At 71.4% G+C, this 23,656-nt stretch carries 21 protein-coding genes; 6 read left to right on the top strand and 15 right to left on the bottom strand.

Translation table 11 applies throughout. From position 1 onward, the window contains the following. The first annotated feature begins 5 nt into the window (after nt 1–5). On the top strand, nt 6–191 hold the full coding sequence (locus ACQEVU_RS55745) for an exodeoxyribonuclease VII small subunit (protein WP_433339344.1): 186 nt from the start codon (nt 6–8) through the stop codon (nt 189–191). On the opposite strand, the gene ACQEVU_RS55740 is transcribed toward ACQEVU_RS55745, so the two are convergent. Together ACQEVU_RS55740 and ACQEVU_RS55735 are read right to left on the bottom strand one after the other, a co-directional pair. Further along, on the bottom strand, nt 172–744 hold the full coding sequence (locus tag ACQEVU_RS55740; RefSeq protein WP_433339343.1) for a nucleoside deaminase: 573 nt from the start codon (nt 742–744) through the stop codon (nt 172–174). The two genes, ACQEVU_RS55745 and ACQEVU_RS55740, sit on opposite strands and share 20 nt — an antisense overlap. Beyond that, nucleotides 741–1,433: a TetR/AcrR family transcriptional regulator gene (locus ACQEVU_RS55735; RefSeq protein WP_433339342.1), complete on the bottom strand. Its 693-nt coding sequence runs from the start codon at nt 1,431–1,433 to the stop codon at nt 741–743. Before ACQEVU_RS55735 ends, ACQEVU_RS55740 begins: the two co-directional genes overlap by 4 nt. Before the next feature lie 113 nt (nt 1,434–1,546). Here ACQEVU_RS55735 and ACQEVU_RS55730 point away from each other — a divergent pair, with 113 nt between their 5' ends. Then, nucleotides 1,547–2,437, top strand: coding sequence for an NAD-dependent epimerase/dehydratase family protein (locus ACQEVU_RS55730; protein WP_433339341.1), 891 nt, complete (start codon nt 1,547–1,549; stop codon nt 2,435–2,437). Nucleotides 2,438–2,543: 106 nt separating this feature from the next. Here ACQEVU_RS55730 and ACQEVU_RS55725 read toward each other — a convergent pair whose 3' ends face one another. Continuing rightward, a complete protein-coding gene (locus ACQEVU_RS55725; RefSeq protein ID WP_433339340.1) occupies nt 2,544–3,071 on the bottom strand; it encodes a DUF4245 domain-containing protein in 528 nt (175 codons plus the stop codon). 92 nt (nt 3,072–3,163) lie between these two features. Between ACQEVU_RS55725 and glpX the strand changes: the two genes are divergently transcribed. Then, complete coding sequence (gene glpX / locus ACQEVU_RS55720; protein ID WP_433339339.1) at nt 3,164–4,150, top strand: class II fructose-bisphosphatase; 987 nt, start codon at nt 3,164–3,166, stop codon at nt 4,148–4,150. A gap of 569 nt (nt 4,151–4,719) precedes the next feature. Here the strand turns inward: glpX and ACQEVU_RS55715 are convergent. The 9 genes from ACQEVU_RS55715 to ACQEVU_RS55675 all read right to left on the bottom strand — a co-directional run bounded on the left by ACQEVU_RS55715 (nt 4,720) and on the right by ACQEVU_RS55675 (nt 17,240). Next, a complete protein-coding gene (locus tag ACQEVU_RS55715) occupies nt 4,720–6,201 on the bottom strand; it encodes an ATP-binding protein (protein WP_433339338.1) in 1,482 nt (493 codons plus the stop codon). Continuing rightward, nucleotides 6,198–6,611, bottom strand: a complete 414-nt coding sequence (locus tag ACQEVU_RS55710) for a response regulator (RefSeq protein ID WP_433339337.1) — start codon at nt 6,609–6,611, stop codon at nt 6,198–6,200. The genes ACQEVU_RS55715 and ACQEVU_RS55710 overlap by 4 nt, the downstream gene beginning before the upstream one ends. Next, on the bottom strand, nt 6,608–9,163 hold the full coding sequence (locus ACQEVU_RS55705; RefSeq protein WP_433339336.1) for a PAS domain S-box protein: 2,556 nt from the start codon (nt 9,161–9,163) through the stop codon (nt 6,608–6,610). Before ACQEVU_RS55705 ends, ACQEVU_RS55710 begins: the two co-directional genes overlap by 4 nt. 46 nt (nt 9,164–9,209) lie before the next feature. After that, a complete protein-coding gene (locus ACQEVU_RS55700) occupies nt 9,210–10,178 on the bottom strand; it encodes an NAD(P)/FAD-dependent oxidoreductase (protein ID WP_433339335.1) in 969 nt (322 codons plus the stop codon). Nucleotides 10,179–10,545: 367 nt separating this feature from the next. After that, nucleotides 10,546–11,187 (bottom strand): rhomboid family intramembrane serine protease, encoded by a 642-nt coding sequence (locus tag ACQEVU_RS55695; protein WP_433339334.1) that lies wholly within the window; start codon nt 11,185–11,187, stop codon nt 10,546–10,548. 65 nt (nt 11,188–11,252) lie between these two features. Further along, nucleotides 11,253–11,939: a lytic transglycosylase domain-containing protein gene (locus ACQEVU_RS55690; RefSeq protein WP_433339333.1), complete on the bottom strand. Its 687-nt coding sequence runs from the start codon at nt 11,937–11,939 to the stop codon at nt 11,253–11,255. A gap of 226 nt (nt 11,940–12,165) precedes the next feature. Beyond that, complete coding sequence (locus ACQEVU_RS55685; protein ID WP_433339332.1) at nt 12,166–13,578, bottom strand: PhoH family protein; 1,413 nt, start codon at nt 13,576–13,578, stop codon at nt 12,166–12,168. Between the two features lie 948 nt (nt 13,579–14,526). After that, the gene (locus ACQEVU_RS55680) at nt 14,527–15,297 is read right to left on the bottom strand and encodes an isoprenyl transferase (protein WP_433339331.1); all 771 of its coding nucleotides are present in this window, start codon (nt 15,295–15,297) and stop codon (nt 14,527–14,529) included. A gap of 119 nt (nt 15,298–15,416) precedes the next feature. Beyond that, nucleotides 15,417–17,240: a phosphoenolpyruvate carboxykinase (GTP) gene (locus tag ACQEVU_RS55675; protein WP_433339330.1), complete on the bottom strand. Its 1,824-nt coding sequence runs from the start codon at nt 17,238–17,240 to the stop codon at nt 15,417–15,419. A 258-nt stretch (nt 17,241–17,498) separates the two neighbouring features. Between ACQEVU_RS55675 and ACQEVU_RS55670 the strand changes: the two genes are divergently transcribed. Both ACQEVU_RS55670 and ACQEVU_RS55665 read left to right on the top strand, forming a co-directional pair. Then, nucleotides 17,499–17,972, top strand: a complete 474-nt coding sequence (locus ACQEVU_RS55670) for a GtrA family protein (RefSeq protein ID WP_433339329.1) — start codon at nt 17,499–17,501, stop codon at nt 17,970–17,972. A 62-nt stretch (nt 17,973–18,034) separates the two neighbouring features. Then, complete coding sequence (locus ACQEVU_RS55665; RefSeq protein WP_433339328.1) at nt 18,035–18,655, top strand: GtrA family protein; 621 nt, start codon at nt 18,035–18,037, stop codon at nt 18,653–18,655. A 33-nt stretch (nt 18,656–18,688) separates the two neighbouring features. On the opposite strand, the gene ACQEVU_RS55660 is transcribed toward ACQEVU_RS55665, so the two are convergent. Both ACQEVU_RS55660 and ACQEVU_RS55655 read right to left on the bottom strand, forming a co-directional pair. Continuing rightward, complete coding sequence (locus ACQEVU_RS55660) at nt 18,689–19,228, bottom strand: PH domain-containing protein (protein WP_433339327.1); 540 nt, start codon at nt 19,226–19,228, stop codon at nt 18,689–18,691. Between the two features lie 82 nt (nt 19,229–19,310). Further along, complete coding sequence (locus tag ACQEVU_RS55655; RefSeq protein WP_433339776.1) at nt 19,311–20,141, bottom strand: biotin--[acetyl-CoA-carboxylase] ligase; 831 nt, start codon at nt 20,139–20,141, stop codon at nt 19,311–19,313. A gap of 34 nt (nt 20,142–20,175) precedes the next feature. On the opposite strand from ACQEVU_RS55655, the gene ACQEVU_RS55650 reads away from it, so the two are divergent. Then, nucleotides 20,176–21,771 carry an acyl-CoA carboxylase subunit beta gene (locus ACQEVU_RS55650; RefSeq protein ID WP_433339326.1) on the top strand — a complete coding sequence of 532 codons (1,596 nt, stop codon included), beginning with the start codon at nt 20,176–20,178 and terminating at the stop codon, nt 21,769–21,771. 7 nt (nt 21,772–21,778) lie between these two features. On the opposite strand, the gene ACQEVU_RS55645 is transcribed toward ACQEVU_RS55650, so the two are convergent. Then, on the bottom strand, nt 21,779–23,593 hold the full coding sequence (locus tag ACQEVU_RS55645) for a serine/threonine-protein kinase (protein ID WP_433339325.1): 1,815 nt from the start codon (nt 23,591–23,593) through the stop codon (nt 21,779–21,781). Nucleotides 23,594–23,656: the final 63 nt, after the last annotated feature.

The raw sequence follows: 23,656 nt of genomic DNA, 5'->3' as shown, positions 1-23,656 counted from the left end.
GCCCAATGAGTGAGGCACTGACGTACGAGCAGGCGCGCGCCGAGCTCGCCACCGTCGTGGAGCGGCTCGAGTCGGGCGGCTCGACGCTCGAGGAGTCCCTGGCGCTGTGGGAGCGCGGCGAGGAGCTGGCCGCGATCTGCCAGCGCTGGCTGGACGCGGCGCGGGCCCGCCTCACTCCCCCGGAGTCGTGACGACGGCCCAGGCCTCGTCGAAGGAGAGCGATCGCAGCCCGGCGGCCGTGAACCGCCGGGCGGTCGCCAGCGCGGGCGACCCGTCGTAGGCCGACAGCAGCCAGCCGGCGTCGCGCTCAAGGGCCGCCGTCAGGTGCATCACCGACGAGAACGTCTCCAGCGGGCCGCCCTGCGGGCCCTCGAGGCGGGGCCAGCCGCGGGCCAGGTGGGCGTTGAGCGCCGGCACACCCTCGACGCCCCGCCACATCGGGTCGGGCGCGGCGAACCGGGCGGTGCCCACGTGGCTGTGCCGGATGGCGGCGGTGCACAGCAGGCAGGGCTCGAGGGTGGAGTACAGGATGTGCTCCGGGTAGTGGCCGGGCGGCAGGTGCAACAGGGCGCCGATCTCGGCATGGGCGATGTTGCTGCCGCCCGGTTCGGCGCGGCGGTTGCGGCCCCGCGCCACGATGTCGCCGCCCGGCGCCACCAGCACCGCGCCCACCGGGATGCTGCCCGCCACGAACGACGCCCAGGCCAGCTCGAAGCACGCCCGCCAGGGCCCGCCGGGCGTCATGCGGTCAGGCCGATGTAGCGGGCCTGCGCGCGCATCTGGTGCTCGAAGAACTCGTCGCGGTGGTTGATCGTGTTGCGCAGCTGCCCGAAGATCTCGAAGCTCACCTGGCCGAACAGCGTCACCCAGGCCGAGAGGCCGCGCGCCATCACCGTCACCGGCACGCCGGGCGCGATCGCGGCGGCGATGCGCTCCAGGTCGCCGGCCGAGTCGGGCGGGGGCGGCGGGTCGTCGTTCGGCCGCAGCGCGCCGGCGGCCGCGGCGTCGTGGAGGATCGCGCCGAGCACCTGCACCGCCCGGGTGGCCGCGACGACCGTGTCCTCGGGCGCCTCGTACCCGGGGACGGGGCTGCCGTAGATCAACGCGTACTCGTGCGGCCGCTGCAGGGCCCAGCCGCGCACCGCCCCGGCGACGGCGAGCCAGCGGTCGGTGTGGGCCTCCCGCGGTACCGCTGCCTCGGCCTCCTCGGCGAAGCCGCCCAGCGCGTTGTATGCGTCCAGGATCAGGGCGGTGAGCAGCTCGTCGCGGCTGGCGAAGTACCGGTAGATCGCCGAGCTCACCACGCCCAGGTCGCGGGCGACGGCGCGCAGCGAGAGGTTCGCCCCGTCGGTCGCGAGGTGCCGGCGGGCGATCTCCTTGATCTCGTCCGTCATCTCCGCCCGGACGCGGGCCCGGATCGAGTTGGCCTTCATCAGTACATCATGACACACGCTCCTCTTCGAGAGCATCGCTCTTGCTTTTGTGTGATCGATGCTCCATGCTCTAAATCGAGAGCACCGCTCACAAAACCCAAGGGGAGGATGTCATGCAGGTCGTCGTCGGTTCGGGTTCGGTCGGCACCGCCGTCGCGCTCCAGCTCGCGGAGGCCGGCGAGGAGGTGCGCGTGGTCACGCGCAGCGGCCGCGGCCCGGAGCACAAGCTGATCTCCCGCGTCCAGGCCGACGCCGGCGACGCGGCCGCGCTGGCGAGGATCGCCAAGGGCGCCCGGGTGATCTACAACTGCGCCAACCCCGCCTATCACGAGTGGCCCACCGCCTGGCCCCCGATCGCGAACGCGCTGCTACGCGCGGCCGAGGCCAACGATGCCGTGCTGGCCGTCACGGGCAACCTGTACGGCTACGGCCCCGTCGACCGCCCGATGACGGAGGACCTGCCGCTGGCCGCGACCACGGTGAAGGGCCGCGTGCGGGCCAAGATGTGGCAGGACGCGCTGGCCTCGGGCGTGCGCACGATCGAGGTACGGTCGTCGGACTGGATCGGCCCGCTGAACTCCCTGATCGAGCAGGCGCTGCCGGCCATGCGCCAGAACAGGACGGCGTGGCTGCCGGCCCCGCTCGACGTGCCGCACACGTACACGTACACCGCGGACGCCGCCCGCACCCTGGTCGCCCTCGCCCTCGAGGAGCGCGCGTGGGGCCACGCGTGGCACACCCCGTCGGTGCCGCCGATGACCGCGCGCCGGCTCCTCACGCGCGTCGCCGAGCTGGCCGGCCTGCCCGCCCCGGCGCTGCGCAGCTACCCGAAGGCCGCCGTGCGCATGGCCGGCCTGTTCGACAAGCTCGCGCGGGAGTTCGTGGAGATCCGCTACCAGCACGACCGCCCGTTCGTCATGGACTCCTCGCGCGTGACGACCGAGTTCGGCCTGGTCGCGACGCCGCTGGACGAGTCGATCCGCGCCACGCTGCGGGAAGCCTAGAACGCCGTTTTCCCTGGCTCGGGCCCGTGCAACTGACGACCGTTCTTCCTACGAGACACCGGTCGACGCTGAAGCGTCTCCCTGCCACCCCCGCGGTGCCAAGGGCCTAAGCCGTGAGGCTCTCCGCCAGGCGCTGCAGCTGCTCGTCCTTGCCCTGCCCGACGATGATCACGGTGCGCGGGTCGGTCGTCTGCACAATGGCGCGCTCGCCCGGGCGGGTGCCGGTCACCCGGAGCCAGGTGGTGCCGCCGATCATCACGTTCTCGCCGGCCTGGGCGCTCTGGCTGACCACGGTCGACAGCAGCTCGGCGCGGGGCTTGGCGCTCTCGACGACCTGCATCGCGCCGTTGTCCGGCGCGGTTACCCCGAGGCGCAGCACGCCGTCGGTGAAGGTGGCAGACTCGATACGCCAGCCGCTGGGCAGGTTTTCGATCTGCAGCGGCTGGAACTGCCCGGCCCGCTGGGCCGACCCGTACGCCTCGCTGGGGTCCACCTGCGGCGGCGTCTCGTGGCCCAGGAAGCGGTAGAACCCGACGAGCAGGAACACCGGGACGATGAGCACCAACATCGACAGCGCCATGTCGCGCGGCCGGCGCGCCTTGGGCTCTCGGGTCGCCTGTGTCGGAGTCACCACCCGTCCATCTTGACAGGCGGGTCAGGCCGGGTCCCTGTCAGGATTACTTGATACGCACCACACCCACGCAACGACGCGCGAGGAGTGCACGAATGAGTCGTGAGATGGACCGGAACCTGGCCCTTGACCTCGTCCGGGTCACCGAGGCGGCGGCGATGGCGGCCGGCCGCTGGGTCGGCCGGGGCGACAAGAACGGCGGCGACGGCGCGGCCGTCGACGCGATGCGCCTGCTGATCAACTCGCTGCCCATGCGCGGCACGGTGGTGATCGGCGAGGGTGAAAAGGACAACGCGCCGATGCTGTACAACGGCGAGAGCGTCGGCGACGGCACCGGCCCGGAGGTCGACGTGGCCGTCGACCCGGTCGACGGCACGACCCTGATGAGCAAGGGCATGCCCAACGCGCTCGCCGTCCTCGCCGTCGCCGAGCGCGGCGCGATGTTCGACCCCTCGGCGGTCTTCTACATGGAGAAGCTCGCCGTCGGCGCCGACTGCGCCGACGTGGTCGACATCGAGGCCGGCGTCGAGGAGAACCTGCGCCGGATCGCGAAGGTGAAGCGCTCGAGCGTCTCGGAGCTCACCGTCTGCATCCTGGACCGCCCGCGCCATCAGGAGCTCGTCCACCAGGTACGCCAGACCGGCGCCCGCATCCGCTTCATCTCCGACGGCGACATCGCCGGCGCGATCAGCGCGGCCCGCGAGGTCAGCGAGACCGACGTCCTGATGGGCATCGGCGGCACCCCGGAGGGCATCGTCGCCGCCGTGGCCCTGAAGTGCATGGGCGGCGCGATCCAGGCGAAGCTGTGGCCGCGCGACGACGCCGAGCGCGAGAAGGCCCTGGCCGCCGGCCACGACCTGTCGCGCGTGCTGCACACCGACGACCTGGTGAGCGGCGACAACATGTTCTTCTGCGCGACCGGGGTGACGAGCGGCGACCTGCTGAAGGGCGTCCGCTACCGCTCGGGCGGCGCATACACGCAGTCGATCGTGATGCGGTCCCGCTCGGGCACGATCCGCTGGATCGACTCGTTCCACCGCCTCGAAAAGCTGCGCGCGTACTCCCTGGTCGACTTCTCCTGACCCACGGCGCCCCCGGGGCGCCCTTCGCAAAGCGCCCCGGCACCGCGCTGCTCGCCGCCTGACGGCGGGCCGAAATGTCGGGCCTCCTCCGTCGGCCCGACATTTCGGATTTATACCCTGACAGGCGACTTGTCGGGTTGCGATTGCTCGCGATGCGGCTTTCGGTTCGATATGCGAAGCTTCGGCCTTCCTGTGCACCGCACCTGCGTGCGCCGTGCCTGTGCAGGCCGCGCCTGCGTGCGTTGCGCGCAGTGCCCCGCCGAGAGCCGACGAGGTTGCGAAGCTTCGGCCTTCCTGTGCACCCACCTGCGTGCGCCGTGCCTGTGTAGACCGCGCCTGCGTGCGTTGCGCGCAGTGCCCCGCCGAGAGCCGACGAGGTTGCGAAGCTTCGGCCTTCCTGTGCACCGCACCTGCGTGCGCCGTGCCTGTGTAGACCGCGCCTGCGTGCGTTGCACGCAGTGCCCCGCCGAGAGCCGACGAGGTGCCGCGGTGTCGCGGTGTCGCGTTCTGCGTAATCTCTGAGCCGTTACGCTCCGGGCGCGCCGCCGCAGGTCTTCTTGACGGGGCCTCTAAGGCGTAGGCAGGCCGAAGCCGACGGTGGTGCCGCTGCCCTCGATCGACTCGAGGGCGATCCACCCGCCGTGCGCCTCGACGATCGCCTTCGAGATCGCCAGGCCGAGGCCGCTGCCCTTGATCGCTCGTTTCTGCGCGTCCGCCGTACGGAAGAAGCGGTTGAAGATCATCCCCTGCTCGTTGTCGGGGATCCCGACGCCGGTGTCGCGCACCCACAGCACGACCTCGCCGTCGCGCTCGCGGCCGGTGACGGTGACCGTGCCCGCCGGTTCGGAGAACTTGACGGCGTTGTCGAGCAGGTTGAGCACGACCCGCTCGAGCTGCTCGGCGTCGCCCTGCACGACCGGGATGTGCTCGTCGACGTCCAGCGTCAGCTGCAGCCCGGCCGCCTCCATCGCGGGGCGGATCGCCTCGCACGCGGCGTCGACGAGCCCGCGGATCCGCACGGGGCCGAGGGTGAGGGTGAGCGTGCCCGACTCGATGCGGGAGAACGTGAGCAGGTCCTCGATGAGGTCCAGCAGCCTCCGGCCGTTGCGGTCGATGATGCCGACGATCTTGCGCTCGGTCGGGCCGAGCGCGGTGGCGTCGCTGTCGGCCAGGATCTCGGTGTACCCCCGGATGCTCGTCAGCGGCGTGCGCAGCTCGTGCGAGACCGTCGCCACGAACTCGCTCTTGAGCCGGTCGAGCTCCTGCAGGTCGCTGTTGGTCCGGGCCAGCTTCTCGGCCTGCCGCTGCAGCGCCTCCTCCGCGCGGCGGCGGTCGGTGACGTCGGCGATCTGGTGCACGACGCTGCCGGCCTCCCCGCCGATGAGCGACGCCGAGTACTGCCCCCACACCAGCGACCCGTCGGCCCGGCACAGCCGCAGCTCCTTGGTGACCTTGTCGGCCTCGCCGGCGACGAGCCGCTTGAGCCGCTCCGCGACCAGCGGCCGGTCGTCCTCGCAGATCATGGCGGGCAGGAAGTCGTCCGGCTCGAGCCCGGTCATCCGGGACAGCTCCTGGTTGACCTGCAGGACCCGGCCGGCGAGGTCGGTGACGGCCATGCCGACCGGCGCGTGGTCGAACGCCGCCCGGAAGGTCAGCTCGGCCCGGCGGCGGTCGGCGAGCAGGCGCCGCTGGGACAGCGCGTGCTGTACGGCGGACCCGAGCCGGCTCAGCCGGTCCTTGAGCAGGTAGTCGACGGCGCCGTGGCGCAGCGCGTCGACGCACGACTCCTCGCTGAGCGCCCCGCTGACCACGATGACCGGGATCTCGTACCCGTCCGCCCGCAGCATCTCGAGCGCCTCGAGCGCATTGAACCGCGGCAGCGAGTAGTCGGCGAGGATGATGTCGGGCGGCCCCCCGCCGTCGCGCAGCGCCGCCCGGAACTCCTCGCGCGCCTCGACCCGGCGGCAGGCGGGCTGGAACCCGGCGCGGCGCAGCTCCAGGACGAGCAGCTCGGCGTCGTCGGCGTTGTCCTCGATCAGCAGGATCTTCATGGGCGCGTGTCGGTGAGGTTGAGGCCCAGCCAGTACACGCCGATGTTGTTCACGGCGGCCATGAACTGCTCCATGTCGACGGGTTTGACGATGTAGCTGTTGGCGCCCAGCTCGTAGCAGGCGTGCAGGTCGCGGTCCTGGGCCGACGAGGTGAGCATGACGACCGGGATGTGCCGCGTGCCCGGGTCGGCCTTCACCCGGCGCAGCACGTCGATGCCGTCGACCAGCGGCAGCTTGATGTCCAGCAGTACCACCTGAGGCGGATCGGCCCGGTGCGCGAACAGGTAGTCGAGGGCCTCCGCGCCGTCCCGGGCGACGTCGACGGCGCTGGCGACGTGGCCGCGCGCGAACGCCAGCCGTGCGAGCTCCAGATCGTCGGGGTTGTCCTCGACGAGCAGCACCCGGTTCACCGCACCACCTCCAGCGCGGGTGCGACCGCAGGGCGCGTGAACTCCGGGAGAGTGAAATAGAAGGTGGCGCCCGCGCCCGGCGCCGCGTCGGCCCAGATCTGCCCGCCGTGACGGTGCACGATGCGGTGGGCGAGCGCGAGCCCGATGCCGGTGCCCTCGTAGTCCTCGGCCCGATGCAGCCGCTGGAAGACCTTGAAGAGCTTGTCGGCGTACCGCATGTCGAAGCCGGTCCCGTTGTCCCGGACGAAGTAGGTGGCCTCGCCGCCGGCGGTGACCTTGTGCCCGACCTCGATGCGGCCCGGCTCGGCGTCCCGGGTGTACTTCACCGCGTTGCCCAGCAGGTTGGCGATGACGTGCCGCACGAGCCGCGGGTCGCCGAGCGCGTCGGGCAGCTCGCCGACGACGAGCTCGACCGCGCGGTCGCCGCGCTCGATGGCGAGCTCCTGCCACACCTCGGCGACGAGCTCGTCGAGCCGGACCCGGCGGCTGGCCATCTCCTGACGCTGCAGCCGGGAGAAGGCGAGCAGCCCGTCGATGAGCTCGCCCATGTGCTGCGCGCCGGCGCGGATCCGCGCGACGTAGCGGCGGCCCGGTTCGTCCAGCGCGGCGTCGTAGTCGAGGGCGAGCATCTTGGCGAAGCCGTCGACGGCCCGCAGCGGGGCCCGCAGGTCGTGCGACACGCTGTACGAGAACGACTCCAGCTCGTCGTTGGCCTCGCGCAGGTCGGCGGTGCGCTCGGCGACGCGCCGCTCCAGGTCCGCGTTGAGCCGCTCGATGACCTGCTCGGCCTGCTTGCGGGCGGTCACGTCCTGGCTGACCTTGACGAACCCGCGCACCGAGCCGTCCCGGTGGTGCACGGCGGTGAGCAGCCCATGGGCCCAGAACCGGGTGCCGTCCCTGCGCACCTGGGGCCTGTCGATCTCGACCCGCCCCCGCTCGGCCGCCTCCGCCAGGATCCGCTGCGGCCGGCCCGCCGCGCGGTCCTCGGCCGTGAAGAAGCGCTCGTAGGAGTCGCCGATGATCTCTTCGCTGCGGTACCCCTTGAGCCGCTCGGCGTTCACCGACCAGCTCACGATCCGCCCGTCGGGGTCGAGCATGTAGATGGCGTAGTCCCGCGCGCCGTCGAGGAGCAGCTGCAGCAGCTCCTCCGACGCGCGCAGCTGCTCCTCGGCGGCGTGCCGGTCGGTGATGTCGCGCAGCACGGCCACCGCGCCCGGCGGCTCACCCTCCTGCATGAGCGTCCGCAGCCGTACCTCCACCCGCCGCCCGCCCATGAGGCAATCGAGGTAGGTCTCGGTGCCGGCCTCCCCGCCGAAGCGCGTCCGGTACGGGGTGACGCCGTCGGCCTCGCGCATGTCGAGCAGCTCGGCCCACTCCGACGTCGGGCGCTCGGCCGCCTCCGGGCCGAGGATCGCCCGGGCGGTCGGGTTGAGCCAGGCCGCCCGGCCCTCCCCGTCGATGACCGCGACGCCGTCGGCGATGGTGTCCATGACGGCGGTCAGCAGCGCCGCCTGGTGGTGGGCGTGGGCGCCGGCGGCGCGCACCTCGGCGGTGGCCGCCTCGACGCGGTCCTCGGCGCGGCGGCGGGAGGTCGCCAGGGTGTACACCAGCAGCGCCGTCACCAGCGTGAGCGCCGCCCCGCCGGAGAACATGCTTTCGGCGAGGTAGCCGGCGGCGCCGGCCAGCGCGCGGCCGTCGGTGGCCACCCACAGCCGCCACTGCCGGTCGGCGACCTGCACCTCGACGCTGCGGCGCAGGGCCGGGCCGGTCGCGTCGCGGCGGTGGATGGCGGCGATCGTGCGCCGCTCGGACCCGGCGTCGGCGACGAGGCTGATGTCGAGCAGCTCCCGGGCCGGCTGCAGCATGGTGTCGGCGAAGAAGTCCGGGACGCGGACGGTCAGCTGGAGGTACCCGCGCAGCGCCCCCGTGCCCGGCTCGACCACCCGCTGCACGAGCGCCACGGTCTGCGGCTGCGCGTCGGCGGGGCCGTCGGCGTCGCGCAGCTGGACGTACGGCTCGGACGCCGCCGGCAGCCCGGTCTTCCCGGCGCGCACCACCGCGGACTCCGCCTGCGGCACGGCGGCCAGGTCGCGCCCGGGCCCCGGGCCGGGGGCCGGCGACCCGGCGAGGTCGCGCCCGACGACGACGAACAGGTGGTCGGCGATGCCCGGCGTGGCGGCCAGCGCCAGCCCGGCGACGCCCCGGCCGCGCCAGGCCGCCTGGGCCGGGCCGACGTCGGCGTCGGCGACCGGCACGACGTAGTCGACCGAGGTCGCGCCCGGCAGCCACAGCTCGCCCAGCGGCTGGGTGACGGTCGTGAACGCGTTCGCGTCGAGGTTCGGCAGCGCCTCCAGGGCCCCGGCGGCCAGCTGCAGCGCGTCGACGTAGCGCTGGGCGGCGGACGCGACCGCGTCCTGCGCGGCGGCGGTGCGCCGGTCGAGGGCCTGGGCGACGCCGTCGCGCTCGACGCGGTGCATCAGCAGCCCCGCGCCGCCGGAGACCAGCAGGCCCAGGAGCACCACGCCGAGGACCTGCAGACGGACGCCCACCACGCCTTGTCACATCGGCGCTGCGCATCGGTGGTTAAGAAGTTGCCGGTTAACCGTTGTCCGACGAATGGCCGGGGAACAGGTGCGCGGCCGGATCGATGATCACGGCGGCGTTGTTGACGGCGGTGGCCGCCTCCCCGAAACCGACCGCGATGAGGCGGACCTTTCCGCTGTACTCGCTGATGTCCCCGGCCGCGAAGACCCTCGGCAGGTTGGTGGCGGTCGTCGAGTCGACCCGGATGTGGCGCTTGTCGAGCTCGAGACCCCAGTCGGCGAGCGGCCCCAGGTCGGCGGTGAACCCGAGCGCGGCGACCACCGTGTCGGCCGGCAGGGTGCGCGGCTCGGCCCCGCGGACGGCCACCTCGACCGCCGACACGTGGCCGTCGCCGTGCAGCCGGGTGACCTCGGCGTTGACGACGATCTCGATCGGCAGCGCCTGGACGCGCGACACGGTGTGGGCGTGCGCGCGGAACTTGTCGCGCCGGTGCACCAGGGTCACGGACTTCGCGATCGGCTGCAGGGCCAGCGCCCAGTCGAAGGCGGAGTCGCCGCCGCCGACGATGACGACGTCGTGCCCCGCCAGGTCGGCCAGGTGCGGTACGAAGAACACCAGCCCAGAGCCCCCGAAGCTCTCGGCGGCCGGCAGCGGGCGGGCGGTGAAGCTGCCGAGCCCGCCGGTGATCAGCACGGCCCCGCACTTGAGCGACTGCCCGTCGGACAGGCCGAGCACCGGGCGCTCGTCTACATAGGACAGCTTCTCGGCCCGCACGCCGAGCAGGTACTCAGGGTTGAACTGCGCGGCCTGCTCGACGAGGTTGGCGACGAGGTCGCGGCCGCGGATGCCCGGAAAGCCCGCCACGTCGAAGATCATCTTTTCCGGATACATCGCCGTGACCTGGCCGCCCGGCTCGGGCAGCGCGTCGATGACGGCGGTCGACAGCCCGCGGAACCCCGCATAGTAGGCGGCGAACAGCCCGGCCGGTCCCGCGCCGACAATGGCCAGGTCGACTTCCCGCATGGGCCGAACGCTACGTCAGGTCCGGCTCCGGGGCCAGAGGCGCGCCCGGGGCGCGGCCAACGGCGGTCGTCTTGCGCGCGCCGCAACGTCAGCTCTGGCTCCGCGGCCGTGGCGGCCGGGCCCCGGCGGCACCGGTCGTCTTCCGCGCGCCGCGCCGCCGCAACGTCAGGTCCGGCTCCGCGACCGCGGGGGCCGGGCGCGGGCGGCGCCGGTCGTCTTGCGCGCGCCGCTACGTCAGGTCCGGCTCCGCAACCGGGGCGGCCGGGCCCCGGCGGCACCGGTCGTCTTGCGCACGCCGCTACGTCAGGTCCGGCTCCGCAACCGGGGCGGCCGGGCGCGGGCGGCGCCGGTCGTCTTGCGCGCGCCGCTACGTCAGGTCCGGCTCCGCAACCGGGGCGGCCGGGCGCGGGCGGCGCCGGCGGAACAGGATGGCCGCGAGCAGGCCGCCGCAGAACCCGAACAGGTGGCCCTGCCAGGAGACCTCGGGGTCGTTGGGCAGCACCCCGACGATCTGCCAGCCGTAGAGGAGCCCGATCAGCAGGCCGACGGCGATGTGCCACAGGCTGCGGCCCATCACGCCGCGCATGAGGATGACGCCGAGGTACCCGAAGATGACCCCGCTGGCGCCGACCGTGAGCCCGTCGCCGAGGAACCACACGCCGATGCCGGACACCACCGCGATGAAGATGGTGGTGAGCCAGAAGCGGGCGCCGCCGTCGGCCAGCACGAACGTGCCGAGCAGGATCAGCGGGATGCTGTTGGCCAGCACGTGCTCGAAGCTCGCGTGCAGGAACGGCGCGAACACGATGCCGTCCAGGCCCTCGATGCGGTGCGGCTCGATGCCGCCGTCGCGGGCGAGGCGGTGACCCGACAGCTTGTCCAGGAACTCGATGAGGAACAGGACCGGGACGAACGCGCACATGGCCACGAACGCCCGGCCGATCGAGGCGTAGAAAGCCTCGGTGCCGAAGCGGGTCGGGTCGGACTGCCGGTCAATATCTGAGGCCACGCCAATGTGGTAACAGAGTCGCGCCACCGCCGCCAGACGGCGACGGCGGCGCGCTCACGTTCGGCTTAGTACCAACCGGTGTTCTGGCTGTGCTGCCAGGCGCCGCAGGGCGTCTTGTACTTGCCCTTGATGTAGTTCAGGCCCCAGCGGATCTGCGTCTCCGGGTTGGTCTTCCAGTCGGCGGCGACCGAGGCCATCTTGCTGCCGGGCAGGGCCTGCGGGATCCCGTACGCGCCGCTGCTCTTGTTCGACGCGGTGGTCGTCCAGTGGCTCTCGCGGTCCCAGAGCTTCTCCAGGCAGGGCATCTGGTCGAGGCCGAAGCCGTAGCCGACGAGCACCGCGCAGCCGATCTTCTTGTTGCCTGAGTAGACGTTGCACGAGCTCGGCACCGGGTACTTCGGCGCGCCGTTCGTGGGCGGCGGCGCCGACGTGCTGGTGCGCTGGTTGGCCCGGCTCGCCTCCTCGGCCTGCCGCCGCGCCTCGTCGTCGGCGGCCTTGGCCGCGGCCGAGGCGTCCGATGCGGCGTCCTTGGCCTTGGCCATGGCGTCGGCCTCGTCGAGGGTGAAGGGCGACCGCGACACCGACGGGGTCGCGGAAGAGGAGGAGAAAACGCCGACGGCCTTTGGAGAGCCCGCGGACGCATCGTGCTGGGTCATTCGGTTGGCGATCACGAGCCCGCCGACCAGCCCCGCGAGGATCACGAGGGCGAACACGGCTCGCAGAGTGCCGACCCGGTGCCACAGCCGGATCACGTGGTCATCCATTCGTCGGGGACAGGGACACGGTGCCCGGGTCCGGCCGGGATTACACTCCCGCCCGGACCCTTACGCACCGTGAGCGCCTGATGCCGACTTACCTGGCGTCACGCGCTCGAGTCCCACCATCGCCTAGTGCATTCAATGGTGAGAACCCAAACGGTAGACCTTGTGATTCTAATCACGGCGCAATTCGGATACATTTCCTCAACTCGGACCGCCGTCACCGCTCGAATGGCAGGTCTTCCAGCAGATCCGTCACGACCTCGGCGATTGGAGATCGCTCCGAACGGGTGAGGGTGACGTGTGCGAAGAGGGGATGGCCCTTCAGCGCCTCGATCACCGCGGCGATACCGTCGTGCCGACCCACCCGGAGGTTGTCACGCTGCGCAACATCGTGGGTGAGCACCACCCGCGAGTTGCTCCCGATCCGCGACAGGACGGTCAGCAGTACCCCTCGTTCGAGCGACTGCGCCTCGTCGACGATCACGAAGGCGTCGTGCAGGCTGCGCCCCCGGATGTGGGTCAGCGGCAGCACCTCGAGCATCCCGCGCCCCGCGACCTCTTCCATCACGTTGTCGTGGACGAGCGCCCCGAGCGTGTCGAAGACGGCCTGCGCCCACGGCGACATCTTCTCGGCCTCGTTGCCGGGCAGGTAGCCCAGCTCCTGCCCGCCGACCGCGTACAGCGGCCGGAACACGATCACCTTCTTGTGCTTGCGCCGCTCCATGACCGCCTCGAGCCCCGCGCACAGCGCCAGCGCCGACTTGCCGGTGCCGGCCCGCCCGCCGAGCGACACGATCCCCACGGAGTCGTCCAGCAGCAGGTCGAGGGCGACGCGCTGCTCGGCCGAGCGCCCGCGCACGCCGAACGCCTCCCGGTCCCCGCGCACGAGCCGCACCGACTTGTCCACGCCGACCCGCCCGAGCGCCGACCCGTTCTGCGAGGTGAGCACCAGCCCCGTGTGCACGGGCAGGTCCCCGGCGCCGTCGAGGTCGACGGCCTCCCCCGCGTACAGCCGCTTGACCTCGGCCTCGCTGATCCCGAGCTCGACCATGCCGGTCCAGCTGTGATCGGCGGTCGGCCCCGGCTGGTACTCGTCGGCGGCAAGCCCGACGGACCCCGCCTTGACCCGCAGCGGCATATCCTTCGTGACGAGCAGGACGTCCTTGCCCTCGGCCTGCAGCGCGAGCGCCACGGCGAGGATCCGCGCGTCGTCGGTATCGGCCCGGAACCCGGCCGGCAGCACGTGCTGGTCGGCGTGGTTCAGCTCGACGCGGAGCGTCCCACCGGCGTCGGTGAGGGGCAGCGGCTCGTCCAGCCGCCCGTGCTTGGCGCGCAGCTCGTCGAGGAAGCGCAGCGAGCGCCGCGCGAAATAGCCCAGCTCGGGATGGTGCCGCTTACCCTCCAACTCAGAGATGACGACCAGCGGCAGGACGACGTCATGCTCCCCGAACCGAAGGAACGCCCCCGGATCGGACAGAAGCACGGACGTGTCGAGCACAAAGGTGCGCCGCACGGGAACGGGAGCTTCCTCGGCCTTCTTACGAGTACGCCGAACCGCCTTGACCGGCGCTGGCGCCGGCTCCGAGGCGGTGGAAGAGGAGGCTGCTGAGGGACTACGGCGAACGGTCACGGGATCTCCGGGGACGGGCACCTCGCCGCCCGCACTCGCGTCCTCCGACGCCCGCACGGGGTCGGGTGCTTGGCCCCGTGGCTTCACATGCGTTCGCTCGGTCCGGGCCTCGGATGCCGGGGAAAGCCCCCGCCACAGCATTGACGCTATCCGGTGCCAGCAAAATCCACTAGATCGCGAGGCCGATTCCCAGCCGATCGCGCCTGAACAGCTGACAGTGGCCGCCTTCCCCGCCTCCCCAGCCCCTCAAGACGCCGTCCTCCACCTCCGAGCGACTTCGCCTTGCGCACCTCCCTCACGCCCACAGCGCACCCACCAGACCGCACCCCACCTCCGGGCCGCCCTCACGACGCCGTTCCCCCACCGCCGAGCGACTTCGCCTTGCGCACCTCCCCTCGCCCACAGCGCACCCACCAGCCGCACGCGCCCCCCACCCCTCAGCCCGGCGGTGACCTGCCCCGCCGCTTCCGGGGCGGTCGTGCGCCCGACGGGCTAGAGCACGTCCCGAGGCCGCGCATCAGCGCGATCCGATCAAGCATGGCCATCAACCCCCTTTGACGGCGGAGGCGTCCGGACACCTCCCTTTACGCTGCTGACCGTACGCGCGGGGTACGACATTTTTCGGCGCCGCAAGATCGAGTCCCGCCATTGCCCTTCACCGCGCTTTATCGCCCGGCGGGGTATAAATCCGAAAAATCCGGCCACGGAGTGGCTGGATTTTTCGTGATCAACACCCGGCGCAGCCGAGCGAGCCGCCAAAACGCGCGACAACTACAGCGAGGGGCCACGAACGCCACGCGGGCGCGAGAGCCGGCCAGGGTGGTGGTCCGTTCAGCCTCGGGCTAGAGGACCCTATACAGGCGCCGAGGACCCGCTAAGCCAGCCAGCGAAGCGCCGCTGGTGGACCCGCAGCGACCCCGTGGGGCCCCACGCCGAAGGCGCCGGAAATCAAGCCCCGAAGCGGCGCTGGCGGTTCGCGTAGGAGCGCAAAGCGCGCAGGAAGTCCGTGCGCCGGAAGCTCGGCCAGTGCACGTCGCAGAAGTAGAACTCCGAGTGAGCGCTCTGCCAAAGCAGAAAGCCGGAGAGCCGCTGCTCCCCCGAGGTCCGGATCACCAGGTCCGGGTCGGGGAGGCCGCGGGTGTACAGGTGATCCGAGATGTGGTCGACGTCCAGGATCTCGGCGAGCTCCTCGATCGTCGTCCCGGCCTTGGCGTGCTCGTGCAGGAGGGAGCGCACCGCGTCGGCGATCTCGCGGCGGCCGCCGTAGCCGACGGCCAGGCTGACCTGGGCGCCGCCCGTGCGGTCGACCGTCTTCTCCTGGGCCGCCTTCAATGCCTGGGCGCTCGCGCTCGGCAGCAGGTCCAGCGCGCCGACGATGCGAAGTTCCCACGGGTTGCGGTCCGCGGCCAGGTCGGCGGCGAGGTTCTCGATGATCTGCAGCAGGGGGTCGAGCTCCTGCGCGGGGCGGGAGAGGTTGTCGGTGGAGAGCAGCCACAGCGTCACGTGAGCGACGCCGGCGCCGTCGCACCAGCGCAGGAGCTCCTTGATGCGCTCCGCGCCGACCCGGTGGCCGTCGTTGGGATCGACGTAACCCATCTCGCGCGCCCAGCGGCGGTTGCCGTCGACGATCACCCCGACGTGGTGCGGCTTCGGCTTGCCGAGCAGCCTCCGGGCGAGACGCTTCTCGTACAGCGAATAAACCACGTCACGCAGACCCACGGCAGCAAAGACTAGCGACCAACCGGGCGAAACAACACCGCTAGCCGGGCACCTGACAGTACCGAATCTGTAAACGCAGGAGCGGCCGGTCACCCGGGGGACCGGCCGCTCACCTGCGGTTATAGGGCGAGTCGGGCGCGCAGGGCGTCCAGCTCCGCCCAAAGAACACCCGGCAACTTCTCGCCGAACTTCTCGAACCAGGCCGCGATCTGCGGCAGCTCCTCGCGCCACTCGGCGGGGTCGACCCGCAGTACCGCGGCCAGGTCTTCCTCGCTCAGGTCGAGGCCCGACACGTCGAGCGAGCCGGGCGCCGGCACCGCGCCGATCGGGGTCTCCACGGCCGCGGCGGTGCCTTCAAGGCGCTCCACGACCCACTTGAGCACGCGCGAGTTCTCGCCGAAGCCGGGCCACAGGAAGCGGCCGTCCTCGCCGCGGCGGAACCAGTTGACGTAGAAGATCCTGGGCAGCTTGGAGGCGTCTCCGTCGGCGCCCTTGCCCATGTTGATCCAGTGGGCGAAGTAGTCGCCGCCGTGGTAGCCGATGAACGGCAGCATGGCCATCGGGTCGCGGCGCACGACGCCGACCTGGCCGACCGCCGCGGCCGTGGTCTCGCTGGACAGCGTGGCGCCGAGGTAGACGCCGTGCACCCAGTCGCGGGCCTCGGTGACCAGCGGGATCGTCGTCTTGCGGCGGCCGCCGAAGAGGATGGCGTCGATCGGCACGCCGCGCGGGTCGTCGTACTCCGGCGCCAGGATCGGGCACTGGGAGATCGGCGTGCAGAAGCGCGAGTTCGGGTGCGAGGACGGCTCGTCCGACTCGGGCGTCCAGTCCCGGCCGCGCCAGTCGGTGAGGTGCGCGGGCGGCTCGCCCATGCCTTCCCACCAGATGTCGCCGTCGTCGGTGAGCGCCACGTTGGTGAAGACCGAGTTGCCCCGCGCGAGCGTGCGCATCGCGTTGGGGTTGGTCTTCCAGTCGGTGCCCGGCGCGACGCCGAACAGGCCGAACTCCGGGTTGACGGCGTAGAGCCGGCCGTCGGCGCCGAAGCGCATCCAGGCGATGTCGTCGCCGAGCGTCTCGACCTTCCAGCCGGGGATCGTCGGCTCGAGCATGGCCAGGTTGGTCTTGCCGCACGCGCTCGGGAACGCCGCCGCGACGTACTTCACCACGCCCTGCGGCGAGGTGAGCTTGAGGATGAGCATGTGCTCGGCCAGCCAGCCCTCGTCGCGCCCGATGGCGCTCGCGATGCGCAGCGAGAAGCATTTCTTGCCCAGCAGCGAGTTGCCGCCGTAGCCGGATCCGAAGCTCCAGATCTCCCGGGTCTCCGGGAAATGGGAGATGTACTTGGTGTCGTTGCACGGCCACGCAACGTCAGCCTGGCCGTGCTCCAGCGGCGCGCCGACGGAGTGCAGGCAGGGCACGAAGGCGGCGTCGGCGCCCATGCGCTCGAGCACCGCGGTCCCCATCCGGGTCATGATGCGCATGGACGCGACCACGTACGGCGAGTCCGTGACCTCCACGCCGAACATCGGCTGCTCGGCGTCGAGGGAGCCCATGCAGAACGGGATCACGTACATCGTGCGGCCGCGCATGCACCCGTCGTACAGCTCGGTCATGCGCCGCTTCATCTCTTCCGGCGCCATCCAGTTGTTCGTGGGCCCGGCGTCGGCCTCGTCGGCCGAGCAGATGAACGTGCGCTCCTCGACGCGGGCCACGTCCGATGGGTCGGTGCGGGCCCAGAACGAGTTCGGGCGGGCGGCCAGGCGGACCAGCGCCCCGCTCTCGACCAGCTCGTCGGTCATGCGGCGCCACTCCCCCTCGGAGCCGTCGCACCACACCACCCGCTCGGGTCGGGTGAGCTCGGCGACCTCGCGGACCCAGGCGAGCAGCCTGGTGTGTGGGGTCGGCGCCTGATCCAGGCCGGGCACGATTACCGGGGCAGACATGCGGTGACTCCTCGTGGTCGGCATTGACCTGCAGGCCGGAGGGTGCGCGTCAGCGCGGCGCGCGATGCAGCAAGCGCGTCGAAAAACTCCAGCCGATTTAACTCAGCCTAAGCCGATCGACTGGGCCCAGCACCGCGAGAGCTTGTGAAAACCTGCACAAGTACCGAAGAAGTTTGCGGCCCGACGCAGATTTACGCGCGAACTTTTCGTGCAGCGCGCATGACTGCGCAACGGATGCCGTGCCTTACCCTGGCGAGGGTGACCGACGTGCAGTCCAAACCGCGCCCTGGGCTCCTGGCGCGCTTCGAGGGGCTCATCCGCGAGGTGGGCAAGTTCGGCGTCATCGGCGCCGTGTCCTTCGTGGTGGACACGGTGGTGTTCAACCTGCTCTGGGCGCCGCTCAACACGCTCGTGGCCGGAGCGATCTCGATGACGGTCGCGGCGACCGTGGCGTTCGTCGGCAACCGCTTCTGGACCTGGCGGGACCGGGCCCGCTCCGACCTGCGCCGCGAATACGCACTGTATTTCTTCTTCAACCTTTGCGGACTGGGCATCGCGCTGGGCTGTCTGTACCTCAGTCACTACGTGTTCGGGTTCACCTCGCAGCTGTCGGACAACATCGCCAAGAACGGGGTCGGGCTGGTCCTGGGCACCGCGTTCCGGTTCTGGTCGTACCGTCAGATCGTGTTCCGCAAGCAACCCTCCGTGGCATCGGGTGAGGACGCAGGGTGACCTGTGTCGCCCTGCACCCGCTGGGACGAGCGGCGTTTGGTCGCTTACCGTAAGGTTGGCCGGTGCGCCTAGCCAGCAGTCTTCGTGACCGGTACATCCCTGAGCGATACCGGTCCCTCGCGACCGAGCTGTTCAAGTTCGCCGCGGTCGGCGGGATCAACACCGTCATCGACTTCGCCCTGGTCAACGCACTGCTGTTCATCGGGCCGCTCAAGGCCAAGATCGTCGCGGCCGTCGTCGCCACCACGGTGTCGTACGTGCTCAACCGCCAGTGGACCTACTCGCAGCGCGACCGCAGCAGCGTTCGCCGTGAGTACATCCTGTTCTTCGCCCTCAACGGCGTCGGCCTGTTCATCCAGGAGGCGGTGCTGGCCGTGGCGAAGTACGGCCTGCACTTCAGCGAGTCCAACTCGGGCGACCGGCTGGCGTTCAACATCGCCAACGCGGCGGGCATCGGGCTGGCGATGATCTTCCGCTTCTGGGCGTACCGCACCTGGGTCTTCACCGCGTCGGCCGAGGAGCGCGAGATCGAGGCGCTCGAGGTGGCGTTCTCCGACACGAGCGCGATCGTGCCGGACGAGCGGCAGATGGAGGCGCTCGAAGCGGCCTTCTCCGACCCGTCGGTGCCGGCGCCCGCGCCGCGGCAGTCCGCCGACGAGGCGGCCCCCGTCGCGAAGCGCTGACGAGGGCCGGTGGCTCGTGTGTCGGGTTGCTGACTAGTCGTTCTTCATCTCCTTGACGAGGGCCTCGCGGTCGTCGTCGCCGAAGGTGTGCTTCTGCCGGTCCGCGTCGACCAGCTCGTAGAGCACGCTCTGGGTCTTCTCGACGTGCGGCAGGCTGTTGAGCTGCACCTGGCCGCGCTCACCGGCGGACTCGATCGTCAGGGTCCCGCAGCCGAGCATGCGCTCGAACAGCGAGTGCGAGAACGACACGTCGTTGACCCGGCCCAGCGGGATGTCCCGGCCGGTGCGCGAGAAGACGCCGCTGCGCATGATCACCCGCTCGTTGGTGAAGACATAGTGCGTGGTCCGCCACTTGATCCACGGCCACACGGTGACCACCAGCACCACCACGAGGGCCACGCCGGCCACGATGGCCATCGGGATCAGGCCCCAGCCGGTGAAGATCGCGAGCGCGATGACCGCCGCCAGGGCCAGCACGAACCAGACCACCGGCAGGAACAGCGCCTTCCAGTGGGGGTGCAGGCTCAGCACCACCTGCTCGTCCTTGGTCAGGACGCTTTCCGGGAACCCCACGCCAACCCCTCCTCGTTCATGAATGTCGGAGGTGAGGCTAGACCCTGATTGCCACCCGGCGGCATTGCCTACCCGGACGTATCTAATGCCCCGCTAACCTTGCGTGCACCACGTCGCCGGCCGCCACCGCGTGCACCGCGCCGAAGCGGTCCGTCACCTGCAGCCGGCCGTCGCCGTCGATGTCGGCGGCGAGGCCCTCGAGCGTGCCGCCGCCGGGCAGCTCGACCGTCACGCGCCGCCCGATCGTGCCGCAGTGCAGCTTGTACTCCTCGCGCAGCCCCGAGGCCGCCGGGTCGCCGCCGTGCCCGGTGAAGCGGGTGTACCAGTCGGCGAGCGAGCGCAGCAGCGCCTTCAGCAGGGGGTCCCGGTCGGCGTTCGCCGCGCCGCCGAGCGCCAGCGAGGTCGCGTCGGGGCGGGGCAGCTCGTCCTCGCGCAGGGTGACGTTGAGGCCGATGCCGAGGACCACGGCGCCGTCGGCCGCCTCGGCGAGGATGCCGGCGGTCTTCCGATCGCCCCGCAGCAGCAGGTCGTTCGGCCACTTGAGGTAGGCGTCGATGCGGGCGACCCGGCGCACCGACTCGGCCAGCGCCACCCCGGCGAGCAGCGGCAGCCAGCCCAGCCGGGAGGGCGGAAGGTCCGGGCGCAGGAGCACGCTGAGCATGAGCCCGGCCCGCGGCGGCGACTGCCACTGCCGGTCCAGGCGCCCGCGGCCGGCGCTCTGCCGCTCGGCGGCGATCACCAGGCCCTCCGGCGCCCCGTCGCGGGCGGCCGCGACCACGTCGGCGTTGGTCGAGCCGGTCTCCTCGACGATCCGCAGGTCGGTCCAGAACCCGCCGGGCACGACGAGCGCGCGGCGCAGGGTCGCCTGGTGCAGCGGGGGCCGGTCGAGCCGCGAGTACGCACCGGTGGAAATGTTCACAAGGCGACCCTATGCCGCCAAGAATAGGATGCCGAACGTGACAACAGAGCAGGTTGGAGTCGGCGCCGACATCCACACGACGGCCGGAAAGCTCGCCGATCTCGAGCGCCGCACGGAGGAGGCGGTCCACGCGGGGTCGGCCCGGGCCGTCGAGAAGCAGCACGCGCGCGGCAAGAAGACCGCCCGCGAGCGCATCGACCTGCTGCTCGACCCCGGCTCCTTCGTCGAGCTTGACGAGCTCGCCCGGCACCGGTCCACGAACTTCGGCCTGGAGGCCACCCGGCCGTACGGCGACGGCGTCGTCACCGGCTACGGCACCGTCGAGGGCCGCCAGGTGTGCGTCTTCGCGCAGGACTTCACCGTCTTCGGCGGCTCCCTCGGCGAGGTCTTCGGCGAGAAGATCGTCAAGGTCATGGACCTCGCGATGAAGATCGGCTGCCCGATCGTCGGCATCAACGACTCCGGCGGCGCCCGCATCCAGGAGGGGGTCGTCTCCCTCGGGCTGTACGGCGAAATCTTCTTCCGCAACGTCCGCGCCTCGGGCGTCATCCCGCAGATCTCGCTGATCATGGGCCCGTGCGCCGGCGGCGCCGTCTACTCGCCGGCCGTCACCGACTTCACCGTGATGGTCGACCAGACGTCGCACATGTTCATCACCGGCCCCGACGTGATCAAGACCGTGACCGGCGAGGACATCGAGTTCGAGGAGCTCGGCGGCGCCCGCACCCACAACACCAAGTCGGGCAACGCGCACTACCTCGCCTCCGACGAGGACGACGCGATCGACTACGTGCGCGCGCTGCTGTCCTACCTGCCGTCCAACAACATGGACGACGCTCCCGTCGTGCCCGCGCCGGCCCCGCTCGAGGTCACCGACGAGGACCTGGCCCTCGACGGCGTGATCCCGGACTCGGCGAACCAGCCGTACGACATGCACACGGTCATCGAGGCCGTCGTCGAGGACTTCCTCGAGGTGCAGCCGCTGTTCGCGCAGAACATCCTGGTCGGCTTCGGCCGCGTCGAGGGCCACCCGGTCGGCGTCGTGGCCAACCAGCCGATGCACTTCGCGGGCTGCCTGGACATCGACGCCTCGGAGAAGGCGGCCCGCTTCGTGCGCACCTGCGACGCCTTCAACATCCCGATCCTGACGTTCGTGGACGTCCCCGGCTTCCTGCCGGGCGCCACCCAGGAGTGGGACGGCATCATCCGCCGCGGCGCCAAGCTGATCTACGCCTATGCCGAGGCGACGGTACCCAAGGTCACGGTCATCACCCGCAAGGCCTACGGCGGCGCGTACGACGTCATGGGCTCCAAGCACCTCGGCGCCGACCTCAACTTCGCGTGGCCGACCGCGCAGATCGCGGTGATGGGCGCCCAGGGCGCGGTCAACATCCTGTACCGCCAGGAGCTGCGCGACGCCGCCGACCCCACGTCCCTGCGCGCCGACCTGGTGCAGGAGTACGAGGACACGCTCGCCAACCCGTACGTCGCGGCCGAGCGCGGCTACGTCGACGGCGTCATCCCGCCTTCGACGACGCGCGTCGAGATCGTCCGCGCGCTGCGGCTGCTGCGCACCAAGCGCGAGACGCTGCCGCCGAAGAAGCACGGCAACATCCCGCTGTAGCGCCGGCTCACGGGGGCGGGGGCTGGAACGTGACCTTGATGATGTTGTAGATCTGCTGGACCGGCGGGGACGACCAGATGTCGGCGGTGCACTCCCAGTAGATGGCCACGCCCAGGTTGGGGCGCACGCGGCAGCCCAGGTTGGACACGCGCATGTGGCCCTGCGACGAGTCGTAGGTCCACTGCCATTCGGCGCATGCGCCGAGGTAGTTCGGGACGTCCACGATCTTGACGCGCTGGTAGTTGGTGTACAGGCCCTTGGCGACGCGGGCGCGCTCCTGGTCGGCCCAGTCGGCCTTCGGGTCGCCCGGGGGCGGCGTGTACGTCACGTCGAAGCCGATGCGCATCCGCGGGTCGGTGTTGCTCTGGAAGAAGACCATCGACGGGGTGTCGGGGCTGGGTTGCGGAAGCCAGCCGATCGGCAGGCCGACGCGCCAGCCGAACTTCGGGTCGGTCTTCCACTCGTAACCGGGCGGGAGCTGGACCGTGTTGTTGCCGATCGAGCCCACGACGATCGGGGACGGCGACGGCGAGGCCGGCAGCGAGGACGACACGAGCGTGGCCGACGCCGGGGGTACCGCCGGCGGGGCGCCCCGGTCGGACCGGATGGAGTCGGAGAAGTACAGCGCGGCGCCCACGACCACCAGGAGCACGGCCACGCCGGCGGCGATCCAGCGCCAGCGCTGCGAGCGCGGGACGGTGCGGTCGAGCTCGTCGTCGTCCGACGTGAAGACCACGAGCGGCTCGTCCGAGGGCGCCGCCGACGGGGCCGGCGGGGCCACCGTGGCGCTGCCGTGGACGCGGCCGGGGTACCGGATGCTGGCGAACGGGACCGGTGACAGCTCCGATGCGGCGCCGGGCGCGGCGCTCACCGGGGCGATCGGCTCGATCGCCGCGGCGGGGCGCTGGTCCGAAGCGCCGGAGTGCGACGGATACCGCGAGTACTCCCGCGACCGCCGCGGCCGCGGCAGGGCCGGCATGCTCCAGGGCCAGCCGCGGCCCGCCCCGATCGCGGCGCGCTGCAGCAGCCGCTCGGTCTCGGCCACGCCGGCGCGCGAGCGCGGGTCCTTGCGCAGCAGCGCGTTGAGGACCGGCTTCATGACGCCGGCGCGAGTTGGGGCGTCGGGCTCCTCGGTGGCGAGGGCGGTCAGCGTGGCGTAGGTGGTCGAGCGCGCATACGGCGACCGGCCCTCGACCGCGGCGTACAGCGTGGCGCCGAGCGACCACATGTCCGACTCCGGGCCGGAGGTGCCCTCCTTCGCCCGCTCCGGGGAGATGTACTGCGGCGAGCCCAGGATCAGCCCGGGGCGCGTGACGGCGCCGTCGCCGCCGTCGAACACCGCCAGGCCGAAGTCGGTGAGCACGACCCGGCCCGTGTCGGCGAGCAGCACGTTGCCCGGCTTGACGTCGCGGTGCAGCACCCCGGCGGCGTGCGCGGCCTTCAGCGCGCCGAGGACCGCCAGCCCGATCTGGGCGACGCGCTCCGGCGGCAGCGGGCCGTCATCGGTGATCACCTGGTGCAGCGAGCGCGACGGGACGTACTCCATGACGATCCACGGCGCCTGCTCGGTGCGCACGACGTCGTAGATCCGCACGACGTTGGCGTCGTTGAGCCGGGCCGCGGCCCGGGCCTCGCGCAGGGTGCGCTGGCGCAGCTCCTCGCGCTCCTCCTGGGTCAGGCTCTCCGGGAAGATGATCTCCTTGATGGCCACGTCGCGGCGCAGCATCTCGTCGCGGGCCAGCCAGACCCGGCCCATGCCACCCGCGCCGAGCGACTCGATCAGTCGGTAACGCTCGGCAATCAGGGCCTTGGGCTGGGTCATCACCAAGAAAGTTACCCAACGCGCGCACCCCGCAAAAACCCCGGAAACGGTGAAGATCTCGCG

Source organism: Dactylosporangium sp. CA-139066 (assembly GCF_050936175.1).
GTDB lineage: Bacteria > Actinomycetota > Actinomycetes > Mycobacteriales > Micromonosporaceae > Dactylosporangium.
The sequence above is the reverse complement of the archived record's forward strand: the minus strand, read 5'-3'. Positions and strand labels throughout refer to the sequence as shown.